This is a genomic window from Qaidamihabitans albus, from assembly GCF_016464705.1.
Taxonomy (GTDB): domain Bacteria; phylum Actinomycetota; class Actinomycetes; order Mycobacteriales; family Pseudonocardiaceae; genus Qaidamihabitans; species Qaidamihabitans albus.
Map to the genome: position 1 here is coordinate 32,352 of NZ_JAEHOB010000007.1, position 13,083 is coordinate 45,434.

The window sequence follows — 13,083 nt, forward strand, 5'->3', positions numbered from 1 at the left end:
GTCACTCGGTCGTGAGGACCCGCGGTCCGTCGCTCGTGACCGCGACCGTGTGCTCGGCATGCGCGGCCCTGCTCCCGTCGAAGGTGCACAGTGTCCAGCCGTCTTCGGCCGGCCGGTAGGAGTCGCCACCACCCGCGACCAGCATCGGCTCGATCGCGAGCACCATGCCGGGACGCAGCCGCAGACCCTTGCCCGCGACTCCCTCGTTGGGCACGCTCGGCGGCTCGTGCATCGCCCGCCCGATGCCGTGCCCGCCGTGGTCGGCGAGCAGGCCGTAACCGGCGGCCCGCCCGATGCCGCCGATGGCGTGCCCGATGTCGCCGAGCCGGTTGCCCGGCCGGGCGGCATCGATACCGGCGGCCAGCGCCCGCTCGGTGACCGCGATGAGGTCGAGGTCGCGCTGATCCGCGGTACCGACGACGAAGCTGGTCGCCGCGTCCCCGTGCCAGCCGTCGACCTCGGCCCCGAAGTCGATGCTGAGCAGGTCGCCGTCGCGCAGCCGGTAGCCGTTCGGGATGCCGTGCACCACCGCGTCGTTCACGCTCGTGCACAGCACCGCCGGGAAGGGGCTCGGCGCGCCGCCGGGCTGGTAATGCAGGAACGACGACCGGGCACCCGCGTCGGCGAGCACTCCCGCCGCGATCTCGTCCAGTTCCCGCAACGACGTGCCCACCGCCGCACCCGCCGCAACGGCGCGCAACGCCGTGGCGACCACCTTCCCGGCCAGCCGCATTGCGTCCAGCTCACCGGCGCTCTTGAGTTCGATCACGACGACGACTCCAGGAATCAGGGATAGTTATACCGGTATATCTATCACAGCTCCCGCGTCGTGGTCAGTCCAGGCCGAGCTCCCGCGCGATCAGCATCCGCTGTACCTCGCTGGTGCCCTCGCCGATCTCCAGGATCTTCGCGTCGCGGTAGAACCGGCCGACCGGAAACTCGTTCATGAAGCCGTAGCCGCCGAAGATCTGCGTGGCCTCGCGGGAGTTGTCCATCGCCGCGTTGGACGAGACGAGCTTCGCGATCGCGGCCTCCTTCTTGAACGGCTCGCCGCGCAGCATCTTCGCGGCCGCCTGGTAGTAGGCGAGCCTCGCCGTATGCACCCGGGTCTCCATGTCCGCGATCTTGAACTGGATCGCCTGGTAGGCACCGATCTTGTGGCCGAAGGCCTCCCGCTCGCCGACGTAACGCAGGCACTCGTCGACGCAGCCCTGCGCCAGCCCGACGCTCAGCGCGGCGATCGCGATGCGGCCCTCGTCCAGGATGGAGAGGAACTGGGCGTAGCCGCGACCGCGCTCGCCGAGCAGGTTCGCCTCCGGGACGCGGCAGTCGTCGAAGGAAAGCTCATGCGTGTCGGAGGCGTTCCAGCCCACCTTCGAGTACTTCGGCGCGACGGTGAAGCCCGGCGTCCCGGAGGGCACGATGATCGTGGAGATCTCCTTGCGCCCGTCCGGCTTCCGGCCGGTGACCGCGGTCACCGTGACGAGCCGGGTGATGTCGGTGCCCGAGTTCGTGATGAACGCCTTGTTCCCGTTGAGCACCCACTCGCCGCCGTCGAGCCGCGCCGTGGTGCGGGTGGCACCGGCGTCGGACCCGCCGCCGGGCTCGGTCAGCCCGAACGCGCCGAGCGCCTCGCCGGAGCAGAGGGCCGTCAGGTGCTCCCGGCGCTGCGCATCCGTTCCGAAACGGTGGATCGGCATCGCCCCGAGCGACACCCCGGCCTCCAGGGTGATCGCCACCGACGAGTCGACCCTCGCCAGTTCCTCCAGCGCGAGGCACAGCGCGAAGTAGTCGCCGCCCATACCGCCGTGCTCCTCGGGGAACGGCAGGCCGAACAGGCCCATCCGGCCCATCTGCGCGACGAGGTCGTACGGGAACTCCTCGCGTTCGTAGTAGCCGCCGATCACCGGAGCGACCTCGGCCTGCGCGAAGTCCTGAACGGTCTTGCGCAGCGCCTCGTACTCGTCGTCCAGCCTGAAGTCGATCATGAGGTGTGCTCCTCCGCACTGACTTGGGCAAGGGGTTCGTCCAGCGCGACCTGTTGGCCCGCCTGGACGTGGAGTTCGGTGACGATGCCGTCGACCGGCGCGGTGATGGTGTGCTCCATCTTCATCGCCTCGACGACCAGCAGCGGGGTCCCGGCGGCTACCGCGTCGCCGCGCGCCACCTTGACCACCAGCACGGTGCCCGGCATGGGGCTGGTGACGGGACCGGCCTCGGTGGACTCCGCGTGGGTGGCGAGCAGGTTCGGCCGCTCACCGATCGCCGCGCAGTGCCCCTCCCCGGCGAGCCACAGCGTGCCGTCGGGGGCCTGTGCCCGGCGGTAGCGGCGAAACTCCCCTGCGCCGCGCACCTCGAGGTCCCGGCCGTGCCGCCGTGCCGACACCGCGACCGGCTCCGCGCCGTCCACACTCACCAGTGCGTCACCGGCCAGGCCCTCGACCCGCACCAAGGACTCGGTGTCGCCGGCCCGCAGCCGGAACGTCACGCTGCCGCGCGCACCGAGCCGCCAGCCGCTCGGCACGTCCCAGGGGTCGATGACCGGGCCCTCGGGTTGCAGGTCCAGCAACCGGTCCAGCGCGGCCGCGACGAAGAAGTCCCCCGGCACCGCGCCCGCGACCAGTTCGGCCACCTTTCGCTCGACCAGCCCGGTGTCGAGCCGGCCGGCCCGGACGTCGGCATCCCGCACGAGCGCGCGCAGGAAGGCGACGTTGGTGTGCACGCCGAGCACCGCGGTCTCGGCGAGGGCGCGGTCGAGCCGGTGCAGCGCGACCGCCCGGTCCGGTCCCCACGCGATGACCTTCGCGAGCATCGGGTCGTAGTGGGAGCCGACCACGGCATCCCGCTGGATGCCGGAATCGACCCGGACACCGGCGCCGGCCGGCTCGGCGACGTCGAGCACGGTGCCACCGGTGGGCACGAAGCCCCTGGCCGGGTCCTCGGAGTAGACGCGGGCCTCCACCGCGTGCCCGTCGAGGCGCACGTCTCGCTGAGTGAGCGAGAGTGCCTGCCCGGCCGCGACCCGCAGCTGCCACTCGACCAGGTCGATTCCGGTCACCAGCTCGGTCACCGGATGCTCGACCTGCAGCCGCGTGTTCATCTCCATGAAGAAGAACTCCTCGGCGTCGCGGGCGGACACGATGAACTCCACCGTTCCCGCGCCGACGTAGCCGACCGAACGCGCGGCATCCACGGCGGCGGCACCCATCCGCACGCGCGTGCGCTCGTCGAGCAGCGCGGACGGCGCCTCCTCGACGATCTTCTGGTGCCGCCGTTGCAGGCTGCACTCGCGCTCGCCGAGGTGGATCACGTTGCCCTGGCCGTCGGCGAGCACCTGGATCTCGATGTGCCTCGGGTCGGTGACGAACCGCTCGACGAGCAGCCGGTCGTCACCGAAGGCGCCGCGGGCCTCGCGCTGCGCCGACTCGACGGCGGCGGACAGCTCCCCGGCCGAGTGCACCAGCCGCATGCCCTTGCCGCCACCTCCGGCCGAGGGCTTGAGCAGTACCGGGTAGCCGACCTCGGCCGCGGCGGCGGCGAAGTCGTCGATGTCGGACTTCCCGGGAACGACCGGAACGCCCGCAGCGGAGACCGTGGCCTTGGCGCGGATCTTGTCGCCCATCGCGTCGATCGCGCTCACCGGCGGGCCGACGAACACCAGGCCCGCCTCCGCGCAGGCGTGCGCGAACTCGGCGTTCTCCGCCAGGAAGCCGTAGCCGGGGTGCACCGCCTGCGCGCCCGTCGCCACAGCGGCCCGCACGATGTCCGGAATGGACAGATAGCTGCGCGCCGCCTCGGCCGGGCCGATGCGGACGGCCGTGTCGGCCTCGCGCACGTGCCGGGCCTCGGCATCCGCGTCGCTGTAGACGGCCACCGAGCGGATCCCCATCCGGCGCAGCGTGCCGATGATGCGGACCGCGATCTCGCCACGGTTGGCGACCAGCACTGTGTCGAACATGCTCACATCCTGAAGACGCCGTAGCCGACGGGTTCCAAGGGCGCGTTCGCCGCCGCGGACAGCGCCAGGCCGACCACCGTGCGCGTGTCGGCCGGATCGATGACGCCGTCGTCCCACAGCCGCGCGGTCGAGTAGTACGGGCTGCCCTGGTGCTCGTACTGGTCGCGGATCGGCTCCTTGAACCGCTCCTCCTCCTCGGCGGGCCACTCCTCGCCGCGGGCCTCGAACGTGTCCCGCCGGACGGTGGCGAGCACGGAGGCCGCCTGCTCGCCGCCCATCACGGAGATACGCGCGTTCGGCCACATCCACAGGAACCGGGGCGAGTAGGCGCGTCCGCACATCGAGTAGTTGCCCGCGCCGAACGACCCGCCGATGATCACGGTCAGCTTCGGCACCCTGGCGCATGCGACCGCGGTGACCATCTTCGCGCCGTGCTTGGCGATCCCGCCGGCCTCGTAGTCCCTCCCGACCATGAAACCGGTGATGTTCTGCAGGAACAGCAACGGGATCGAGCGCCTGTCGCACAGTTCGATGAAGTGCGCGCCCTTCATGGCCGACTCGGCGAACAGGACGCCGTTGTTCGCGATGATCCCGACCGGGTGGCCGTGAATCCGCGCGAAGCCGGTCACCAGCGTCGCGCCGTACTCCTTCTTGAACTCGGCGAACCGGCTGCCGTCGACGAGCCGGGCGATGACCTCCCGCACGTCGTACGGCGTGCGGGAGTCGGTCGGCACCACGCCGTAGATCTCGCGCGGATCGTGGGCGGGTTCCTCGGCGGGCAGCACGTCCCACGGCCGGGGCGCGCGCGGGCCGAGCGTCGACACGATCGAGCGGACGATGCGCAGCGCGTCCGCGTCGTCGGCCGCGAGGTGGTCGGTGACCCCGGAGGAGCGGGCGTGCACGTCCCCGCCGCCGAGTTCCTCGGCCGTGACGACCTCGCCCGTCGCCGCCTTCACCAGTGGTGGCCCGCCCAGGAAGATCGTGCCCTGGTTGCGCACGATCACCGCCTCGTCGCTCATCGCGGGAACGTAGGCGCCACCCGCCGTGCACGAGCCGAGCACGGCGGCGATCTGCGGGATGCCGCGCGCGGACATCGTGGCCTGGTTGTAGAAAATGCGCCCGAAGTGCTCACGGTCCGGGAAGACCTCGTCCTGGCGGGGCAGGAACGCGCCCCCCGAGTCGACCAGGTACACACACGGCAGGTTGTTGTGCAGCGCCACCTCCTGCGCGCGGAGGTGCTTCTTCACCGTCATCGGGTAGTAGGTGCCGCCCTTGACGGTGGCGTCGTTGGCGACGACGACGCACTCGCGCCCGGACACCCTGCCGATGCCGGTGATGATTCCGGCCGACGGCGCCTCGTCGTCGTAGAGGCCGGTCGCGGCCAGCGGAGAAAGCTCCAGGAACGGCGAGCCCGGGTCGAGCAGCGCGTCCACGCGATCCCTCGGCAGCAGCTTGCCGCGTTCCACATGACGGGCACGCGCCTTCTCGGAGCCGCCGAGCCGCGCCGCGGCCAAGCGTTTGCGGAGATCCTCCACCAGCTCGCCGTGCGCGCCGGCGTTGCGGGCGTATGCCTCGCCATGCGTGTCGACCAAGCTGGTCAGCGCTGGTGTGTCCATGGCCTCCCTCGTCATCCGCGCGGCTACCCCGACAGGTTAGCAGGCGTTAACACGATGCGAGATGTTAGCGAGCGCTAACCATCGTGTCCAGCGGATACGAGAGTCGCCGGCCGGGCAGTCAGCCGGTCACCGTCTCCAGTGCGGGCAGGTAGCCGAGGGCATGCCCGCGGACATTGGGGTGGTAGGAGTTCTCCACCGGCCAGGTGAGGCTGTGCAGCCACCAGTCGCTCGAACAGATGCCGTGCCCGGTGAAGGGGCCGCGGACGTCGACGAAGGTGAGCCCGGCGGCGGCGGCCCGCTGTGCGGTGACCTCCGCGAGCGTGTCGGCGCCGGAGTTGATCGCCGCGCGCTTCTTCTCGCTCAGCCCGGCGTTGCACGATCCGTCGAGCTCGTAGAAGCGCGGGTAGCCGAGCACGACGATCTCGGCGTTCGGCGCGTTCGCACGCATGGTGGCGTAGACGTTGTCGAGCCGGGCGGGCAGCACGTTGCGCACGAACGTCTTGGCCTCCTCGACACGGTTGACGCACGTCTGGTCGCCACCGACCGTGCAGTCGATCATCACGTCGGTGAAGCCGGCGTCGTTCCCGCCGACCGACACGGTGGCGAAGGTGGTTCCGGCACCGAGCGCGGCGGCCTGTGCGAGCACGTCGGACGTGCGCGCGCCGGAACAGGCGGCGAAGTCGAAGTCCGCGACGTCGTGGGAGTCCGCCCACAGCCGCGGGTAGGAGTTGGCGCTGCGCCGGCAGCCACCCGAGTCGCCGTAGTCCCCTGCGCCCGTACCCGAGGAGTAGGAGTCGCCGAGCGCGACGTAGTTGATCTCGGCCGGGGCCGCGCTCGCGGCGGCGGCACCACCGAGCAATGCCAGCGAGGCGACCATGATCGTTGCCAGGTAACGGAGTGCCGGTCGGGTCATGGCGGCCCCCTCTGTTGACTGCTGACCAGAAGAACCATTACCAGGTGGGCGGCCAACGTAAAACCCGTGTGAAGCGAGATGACCCGACCGGACCAGGCCGAACGGCGGATGTGTTAGCGAGCGCTAACACATCCGCCGTAGACTGTCGCGGTGCCATCGACTCCCACCACCCCGCTCGCGAACGGCGAGAAGTCCGGTCGGCGCGGGCAGATCCTCATCGCGGCCGCCGAACTGTTCGCGCAGCACGGGTTCCACGGCGTGGGAATCGACGACATCGGCGCGGCGGTCGGCATCTCCGGCCCGGCGCTGTACCGGCATTTCCGGAGCAAGGACGCGATGCTCGGCGAGATGCTGACGTCCATCAGCGAGTACCTGCTCGCAGGCGGCGAGTCGCACGCCGAGCACGACGGCGGCCCCGACGAGGTGCTCGCGGCGCTCGTCCGGTTCCACGTCGACTTCGCGCTCACCCACCCGGCGCTGATCACGGTGCAGGAGCGCAGCTTCGCCAACCTCGCCGACACCGACCGCAGGCAGGTGCGGGCGCTGCAACGGCGCTACGTCGAGGTGTGGGTACGTGCGATCCGGGCCGCCGTGCCCGGACTGGACCAGGCGCACGCCCGGTCGGCGGCACACGCGGTGTTCGGGCTGATCAACTCCACCCCGCACAGCAGGCACCTGCCCGACGACGAACTCGCCCCGCTGCTGCAACGGCTGGCGCTCGGCGCGCTGCGGGCGGCTCGCTGAGCTCGCCTGCCCCGGACGGGCGGCACCAATTCGGCCGGTCCTGGTGTTTGATGGGCACCGTGCACCCCGAACGGAGCGAGGACGAGCGGAGCAGGCTCGTCGGGAAGGCGCAGCGCGCACTCGTCGCGATGCGCCTCGGCGACGACGCCGAGGCGATCGACGAGCTGGCCCCGGCCACTCCCGACCAGCGGCAGACGGAGACCCGGCAGCTGATGCTGCTGCTCTTCGCGGAGTGCAGCGCGATGGTCGGCACGCTCGGGGACGGCGGCAGCGCTCCGGTGAAGGTGCAGGTGTTCGACGCCGAGGGCGAGGAGGTCTCGATCGACCAGGCCGACCCGCCCGTGCGCACCGCAGTCCGCACCCTGCTCGCGGAGGTCCACGGCAACACCGAGGCGGCCGAGGAGCAGGTGGAGATCGCCCTGGCCAGCGCCGAGCCGGACGAGATGGACAGCCTCGTGCTCCAGGCCCTGCGCTGGACCGTGCGACTGTCCGCGGAGTGCGTCGAGCGCGGGCTGCCGGTCACCGACTGGATCGCCGAAGCCATGGCCGACTGAGCTCGTGAGTGCCGACACGAGTTAGAACACTGTTACGCACTCACGAGTCGCGTGGCTGCAGCGCGTAGCGGTTCCCCTCTGGGTCCAGGAACATCGCCCACCAGCCCCACGGCTGCTTCGTCGGCGGCGCGGGAAACTCGACGCCCTTCACCGACAGCTCCTCGTAGGTCCGCTCGATGTCGTCAGCGTAGAGGAAGAAGTTCACCGTGGGCAGGCCGTCGCGCTCCGGGAAGCGGGACAGGTCGCCGGGGTCCGCACTCAGGATCAGCGCCGTCGCGCCGTCCGGCGAAGCCACCTCGACCCACCGGTTGCCCTCGTCGCCGTAGGACGCGTCCGTGGTGACGTCGAAGCCGAGGGTCCCGGACCAGAACCTGCTCGCCCGGTCCTGGTCGCGCACACCGATGATCACCTTGCTCACGCCGCGAATAGCCATGACAACTCCAGTTCAGATATATCCATCCCGGATACAACGAGACCGGAGTGTATGCTCTGCGCATGGCGAAGGGCAACCCGCCACCGCTCACCCCGGCGGCGTTCCAGGTCCTGCTGGCGCTCGCCAGGGGGCGCGCGCACGGCTACCGGATCATGGGTTTCGTCAGCGAGATCACCGACGGGTCGGTACAACTCGGCCCCGGCACGCTCTACCGCACGCTGGCCCGCCTCGCCGCCGACGGTCTCGTCGAGGAGGCTCCGGACATGAGCGAGGACGAGCCCCACGACGCGCGCCGCCGCTACTACCAGCTCACCGGCCTCGGCAGGCAGGTCGCCGCGCGGGAGGCCCGGCTACTCGAACGGCTGACCGCCGCCGCGGCCGATGCCGGGCTCCTCAGCAGGCAGGAGAAGAGCGCGTGAGCGGGCCGAGCCGCGCCATCGGGCTGGTGCCACACCTGTTCGTCAAGGACGTGCCGGCCGCGCTGACCTTCTACCGCAAGGCGTTCGGCGCCGTGGAACTCTTCCGCAACCTGCTGCCCGACGGCACGGTTCTGTTCGTGGAACTCGCCGTCGGCGACGCCCGGCTGCTGGTGAGCGAGGAGATCCCGCGACTCGACGCACTCGCGCCACCGTCACTCGGCGGCACCCCGATGTTGCTGACGCTGGAGACGCACGACCCGGACGACCTGTTCCGGCGCGCCGTCTTCGCCGGCGCGGCCGTCGAGTCGCCGATCCAGGAGATGTTCTTCGGCGAGCGGTACGCGAGGGTCGTCGATCCCTCCGGGCACCGCTGGGCGCTCACCACGAAGCGCGAGCAGTACACGCCGGACGACATCGACGCGCGCACCCCGCACGAGGTCTGATGGTCTCCGTACGCACCGTCGTCGATCGCGTGGGACCCACGCTGCTGCACGCGGTCCACGTGCCCGAGGACTGCGCTGCCGTGGCCGACGTCGTGATCGCCGAGCCAGGCTCGCCCGGGCACCTCGCGGCGGGTGACCTCGTGCTCGGCGTCGCCGTCACCGATGCCGCCGAGGCCACCGAACTGGTGCGCGGCAGCGCCGAGCACAGTGCCGCGGCGGTGCTGCTCAAGCCGCCGGTGGCCCGCAAGCCCGGGATCCGGCGGGCGGCGCGCGGCGCGGGCATCGGCCTCGTCGAGGTGCACGCCGCGACGTCCTGGGCACAGCTGGTATGGCTGTTGCGCACGGTGCTCGACGCAATCGCCGACGAGTCGGAGACGCTGGAGAACGGCGACGACCCGGCCGCGAGCGACCTGTTCCGGCTCGCCGACGCGGTGGCCTCGGTGGTCGACGCGCCGGTGACCATCGAGGACACCAACTCGCGCGTGCTCGCCTACTCGGCCCGCCAGGACCTCACCGACTCCGCGCGCGTGGCGACGATCATGGGGCGGCGGATCCCGGACGACGTGCTCGCCCGCTTTCGCTCGCGTGGTGTGTTCCGCGAGCTGTCCCGCGGACGGCAGACGATCTTCGTGCCGGCGCAGCGGGACGGCACCCTGCCACGCCTCATCGTGCCCATCCGGATGGGCGGCGAGCTGCTCGGGTCCATGTGGGCGGTGGTCTCCGGCCCGGTCCCGGACGAGCGCGCGGCCGCCTTCGCCGACACCGCGCCCGTGGTCGCGCTGCACCTGCTGCGCCGCCGCGCACACGCCGACGTCCAGCGCCGCGCGTCGGCGGAGCTGCTGCGCGCCCTGCTGCGCGGCGAGGTGAGCCCGCGCAGGGCGGCCGCCGAGCTGGATCTCGCCGACGAGCCGCACCGGGTCGTCGTGGTGGACACGCCCGGCGGCGAGACGCTCGACGGCGAGGGGCTGCGGCTCGCGCTGCTCGAACGGATCTCGCAGGGCATCGGCCGCCGCCCGGCCGCCGCCGAGAGCGGCGGCCTGCTCTACGCGATCGTGCCGGACGAGCATGGCCCCGGCGCGTGGCCCGAGCTGCGCGCCGCGCTGGACGAGGTCCCGTCCGGGCGCAAGACCGGGGAGCTGCGCGCCGCGGCGGGCAGCGCACGCGCACTCACCGACCTCGCCCGGTCGCGGGCCGAGGCCGACGAGGCACTCGGGCTGCTGCGCTCCGGTGTGCTGCCCGGCCGGATCGTCTGCTTCGACGAGGTGTGGACGGCCCTCGCACTGCACCGTTCGGCGACCGCAGCGGGTGGCGCGCGGATCACCGAACTCGGCCCGCTTGGCGCGATCCGCGCGCACGACGCCGCCAACGACACCGCGTACGTGGACACGCTGTACGAATGGCTGCGGCATCCGGGCGATCCGCGGGCGGCGGCCCTGGCGCTGCGCATCCATCCCAACACATTGCGTTACCGGATGCGCAAGCTCCTCGAACTGGTGCCGCTGGAACTCGACGAGCCGGACGTCCGGCTCGCCCTGCTCACCCAGCTCGTCGCGGTGCGCTGGTCGTGAGCCCTCACAGCACCTCGAGCAGCGTTTTACCTACCGTGGCCCGTGACTCGATCGCCGCGTGCGCGTCGGCCGCCCGTTCGAGCGGAAACCGCTGCCCGATCACCGGCCGGAGCCGCCCGGCCGCCGCCTCGGCCAGCGCGCTCTTCGCGAACGCCCGCAGCTCCGCCGGTCGTCCGCCGATACCCCAGCTCACACTCACCCCGCGGGCCGCGGCGAGCTCGCCGGGGATCGCGGCAGGCGCACCGCCTGCGAGCCCGTAGGACACGAACCGCCCGCCCCGGCCGAGCAGCTCGAACGCCGCCCGTCCCGTCTCGCCGCCCACCGCGTCGAACACCAGGTCCACGCCGCCGACCGCGTCGCGCACTCGCTCGGTCCAGCCGGGCTCGCGGTAGTCGGCCGTCACCTCTGCCCCGAGCTCATGGGCCAGCTCCAGCTTGTGCCGCCCGCCCGCCACCCCCACGACGAGCGCGCCGGCCGCGCGGGCGAGCTGCACCAGCAGCGTGCCCACGCCGCCCGCGGCTGCCTCGACGAGGACCCGCTCCCCGCCGGCCAGTCCGGCACCGCGGACGAGCATGGTGGCGGTGCGCCCGTCCGCGAGCAGGGCGACCGCGCTGTCGAGACCGAGGCCGTCGGGCACCTCGATGACGGCCTCCGCGTCCGCGACCGCCCGTTCCGCGTAGCCGCCCGAGCCGCCGAGGCCGCTGACCACCCGCCTGCCCGCCAGTGCCGGATCGGCGCCGTGGCCGACCCTCGTGACCACACCGCCGACGCCGTTTCCGGGAATGAGCGGTGGCTCCACCTCGAAAGGTCCCCGCCCGGCGCGGCGGAACTGCGTCTCGACGAACGTGATGCCGGCGAAGGCGACCTCGATCAGCACCTGCCCTGGTCCCGGCACCGGATCCGGCGCCTCACCCGTGACGAGCACCTCCGGCCCGCCGAACTCCTTCAGCCACACCGCCCGCATGAGAATCCCTTCCGCCGGTGCGACCCAGGGTGGAACCTCGACCATGCTAGAGGTCAAGGCGTTGTCCTGCGCCGACCACCGGGTCGGGTCATCATTGTCTTGTCGCCACGATGACACCGCCGTCCGGGTGGTTCACCGTGGGCAGCGACACCGCACCAGACAGCAGGAGGCAGCCGTGCGCATCGCCGTCCCCCGTGAGATCAAGAAGCACGAGTACCGCGTGGCGCTGACCCCCGCCGGCGTGCACGAGCTGGTTCAGCGCGGCCACGACGTCTTCGTCGAGACCGACGCGGGCGTCGGCTCCGCCATCAGCGACGAGGAGTACCTTTCCGCGGGCGCGAAGATCCTGGCCTCGGCGGAGGAAGCCTGGGCGGAGGGCGAGCTCGTGCTGAAGGTGAAGGAGCCCATCGCGGCGGAGTACGAGCGGCTGCGCGCCGATCAGGTGCTGTTCACGTACCTGCACCTGGCCGCCGACCGCCCGCTGACCGAAGCGCTGCTCGCCGCGGGCACGACCGCGATCGCCTACGAGACCGTTCAGACGAGCGACGGCGCCCTGCCGCTGCTGGCCCCGATGTCGGAGGTCGCCGGAAGGCTCGCCCCGCAGGTCGGTGCCTACGCGATGCTCAAGCCGAGCGGCGGCCGCGGTGTGCTGCCCGGCGGCGTCCCCGGCGTGCACCCCGCCAGGGTCGTGGTCATCGGCGGTGGCGTCGCCGGGCTCAACGCCGCCCGGATCGCCCTCGGTCTCGGCTCTGACGTCGAGGTGCTCGACACGAACGTCGACCGGCTGCGCCAGATCGACCATGACTTCGGCGGCCGTATCCGCACGGTGACGTCGAACGCCCTCTCCCTCGAACACTCCGTGCTGGAGGCCGACCTCGTGATCGGGGCGGTACTCGTGCCCGGCGCGAAGGCGCCCAAGCTCGTGTCCAGCGACCTGGTGGCGCGGATGCGGCCCGGCAGCGTGCTCGTCGACATCTCGATCGACCAGGGCGGCTGCTTCGCCGACTCGCGGCCGACCACACACGACGAGCCGACCTACCGCGTGCACGACTCGGTGTTCTACTGCGTGGCCAACATGCCCGGCGCCGTGCCGAGGACGTCCACCTACGGCCTCACCAACGTCACGCTGCCCTACGCGATCCAGCTCGCGGAGCGGGGCTGGCGCGACGCGCTCGACGGTGACGCGAGCCTCGCCGCGGGACTGAACACCCATGCGGGCGCGCTGACGAACGAACCAGTGGCGGCCGCGCACGGACTGGAGTACAGCCCCGTCCCGCGCTGAACGAAAAACCCGATCGGAAAGAAAGGGGCGGCCCGCTCAACCAGCCTGGGGGTCACTGGGAGCGGGCCGCCGTGTACCAGCTTAGGTAATAGGTTCCGAGTTCGCTTGTCGGGGGGCACAACGGGGCCGGATTACTTGTCCACCCACCACCCGGCGGAATCGTGATTTCCCAAGGATCCGCGGTGAATG

13 protein-coding genes are annotated in these 13,083 nt (G+C 71.6%); 6 read left to right on the plus strand and 7 right to left on the minus strand.

What is annotated here, in order from left to right; genetic code table 11:
• Position 1 precedes the first annotated feature (1 nt).
• The 5 genes from map to JAP66_RS15375 all read right to left on the minus strand — a co-directional run bounded on the left by map (position 2) and on the right by JAP66_RS15375 (position 6,487).
• Entirely contained in the window at positions 2-769 is a 768-nt protein-coding gene (map, locus tag JAP66_RS15355; protein ID WP_199432422.1) for a type I methionyl aminopeptidase, read from the minus strand.
• 64 nt (positions 770-833) lie between these two features.
• Entirely contained in the window at positions 834-1,988 is a 1,155-nt protein-coding gene (locus JAP66_RS15360) for an acyl-CoA dehydrogenase family protein (protein ID WP_199432423.1), read from the minus strand.
• Complete coding sequence (locus JAP66_RS15365) at positions 1,985-3,958, minus strand: acetyl-CoA carboxylase biotin carboxylase subunit (protein WP_199432424.1); 1,974 nt, start codon at positions 3,956-3,958, stop codon at positions 1,985-1,987. Before JAP66_RS15365 ends, JAP66_RS15360 begins: the two co-directional genes overlap by 4 nt.
• A gap of 2 nt (positions 3,959-3,960) precedes the next feature.
• Complete coding sequence (locus JAP66_RS15370) at positions 3,961-5,574, minus strand: carboxyl transferase domain-containing protein (protein WP_199432425.1); 1,614 nt, start codon at positions 5,572-5,574, stop codon at positions 3,961-3,963.
• Between the two features lie 118 nt (positions 5,575-5,692).
• The gene (locus JAP66_RS15375) at positions 5,693-6,487 is read right to left on the minus strand and encodes an SGNH/GDSL hydrolase family protein (RefSeq protein WP_199432426.1); all 795 of its coding nucleotides are present in this window, start codon (positions 6,485-6,487) and stop codon (positions 5,693-5,695) included.
• Positions 6,488-6,637: 150 nt separating this feature from the next.
• On the opposite strand from JAP66_RS15375, the gene JAP66_RS15380 reads away from it, so the two are divergent.
• The gene (locus JAP66_RS15380; RefSeq protein WP_199432427.1) at positions 6,638-7,231 is read left to right on the plus strand and encodes an SACE_7040 family transcriptional regulator; all 594 of its coding nucleotides are present in this window, start codon (positions 6,638-6,640) and stop codon (positions 7,229-7,231) included.
• A 50-nt stretch (positions 7,232-7,281) separates the two neighbouring features.
• Positions 7,282-7,785 (plus strand): hypothetical protein, encoded by a 504-nt coding sequence (locus JAP66_RS15385; protein WP_199432428.1) that lies wholly within the window; start codon positions 7,282-7,284, stop codon positions 7,783-7,785.
• A gap of 40 nt (positions 7,786-7,825) precedes the next feature.
• Here the strand turns inward: JAP66_RS15385 and JAP66_RS15390 are convergent, their stop codons facing one another.
• Entirely contained in the window at positions 7,826-8,218 is a 393-nt protein-coding gene (locus JAP66_RS15390) for a VOC family protein (protein ID WP_199432429.1), read from the minus strand.
• Between the two features lie 62 nt (positions 8,219-8,280).
• Here JAP66_RS15390 and JAP66_RS15395 point away from each other — a divergent pair, with 62 nt between their 5' ends.
• From JAP66_RS15395 to JAP66_RS15405, 3 genes are read left to right on the plus strand one after another with little or no spacing between them, the layout of a single operon-like run.
• On the plus strand, positions 8,281-8,637 hold the full coding sequence (locus tag JAP66_RS15395) for a PadR family transcriptional regulator (RefSeq protein ID WP_199432430.1): 357 nt from the start codon (positions 8,281-8,283) through the stop codon (positions 8,635-8,637).
• A complete protein-coding gene (locus JAP66_RS15400) occupies positions 8,634-9,080 on the plus strand; it encodes a VOC family protein (RefSeq protein WP_199432431.1) in 447 nt (148 codons plus the stop codon). The genes JAP66_RS15395 and JAP66_RS15400 overlap by 4 nt, the downstream gene beginning before the upstream one ends.
• On the plus strand, positions 9,080-10,648 hold the full coding sequence (locus JAP66_RS15405) for a PucR family transcriptional regulator (RefSeq protein WP_199432432.1): 1,569 nt from the start codon (positions 9,080-9,082) through the stop codon (positions 10,646-10,648). Before JAP66_RS15400 ends, JAP66_RS15405 begins: the two co-directional genes overlap by 1 nt.
• Before the next feature lie 4 nt (positions 10,649-10,652).
• On the opposite strand, the gene JAP66_RS15410 is transcribed toward JAP66_RS15405, so the two are convergent.
• Positions 10,653-11,612 carry a zinc-binding dehydrogenase gene (locus JAP66_RS15410; RefSeq protein ID WP_199432675.1) on the minus strand — a complete coding sequence of 320 codons (960 nt, stop codon included), beginning with the start codon at positions 11,610-11,612 and terminating at the stop codon, positions 10,653-10,655.
• A gap of 175 nt (positions 11,613-11,787) precedes the next feature.
• On the opposite strand from JAP66_RS15410, the gene ald reads away from it, so the two are divergent.
• The gene (gene ald, locus JAP66_RS15415) at positions 11,788-12,894 is read left to right on the plus strand and encodes an alanine dehydrogenase (RefSeq protein WP_199432433.1); all 1,107 of its coding nucleotides are present in this window, start codon (positions 11,788-11,790) and stop codon (positions 12,892-12,894) included.
• Positions 12,895-13,083 lie beyond the last annotated feature (189 nt).

Bases quoted from the DNA above. Each gene is read 5' to 3' on its own strand.
- JAP66_RS15360 (WP_199432423.1), bottom strand. From the start codon at position 1,988: ATGATCGACTTCAGGCTGGACGACGAGTACGAGGCGCTGCGCAAGACC.
- JAP66_RS15365 (WP_199432424.1), bottom strand. From the start codon at position 3,958: ATGTTCGACACAGTGCTGGTCGCCAACCGTGGCGAGATCGCGGTCCGC.
- JAP66_RS15370 (WP_199432425.1), bottom strand. From the start codon at position 5,574: ATGGACACACCAGCGCTGACCAGCTTGGTCGACACGCATGGCGAGGCA.
- JAP66_RS15375 (WP_199432426.1), bottom strand. From the start codon at position 6,487: ATGACCCGACCGGCACTCCGTTACCTGGCAACGATCATGGTCGCCTCG.
- JAP66_RS15385 (WP_199432428.1), top strand. From the start codon at position 7,282: ATGGGCACCGTGCACCCCGAACGGAGCGAGGACGAGCGGAGCAGGCTC.
- JAP66_RS15390 (WP_199432429.1), bottom strand. From the start codon at position 8,218: ATGGCTATTCGCGGCGTGAGCAAGGTGATCATCGGTGTGCGCGACCAG.
- JAP66_RS15395 (WP_199432430.1), top strand. From the start codon at position 8,281: ATGGCGAAGGGCAACCCGCCACCGCTCACCCCGGCGGCGTTCCAGGTC.
- JAP66_RS15405 (WP_199432432.1), top strand. From the start codon at position 9,080: ATGGTCTCCGTACGCACCGTCGTCGATCGCGTGGGACCCACGCTGCTG.
- JAP66_RS15410 (WP_199432675.1), bottom strand. From the start codon at position 11,612: ATGCGGGCGGTGTGGCTGAAGGAGTTCGGCGGGCCGGAGGTGCTCGTC.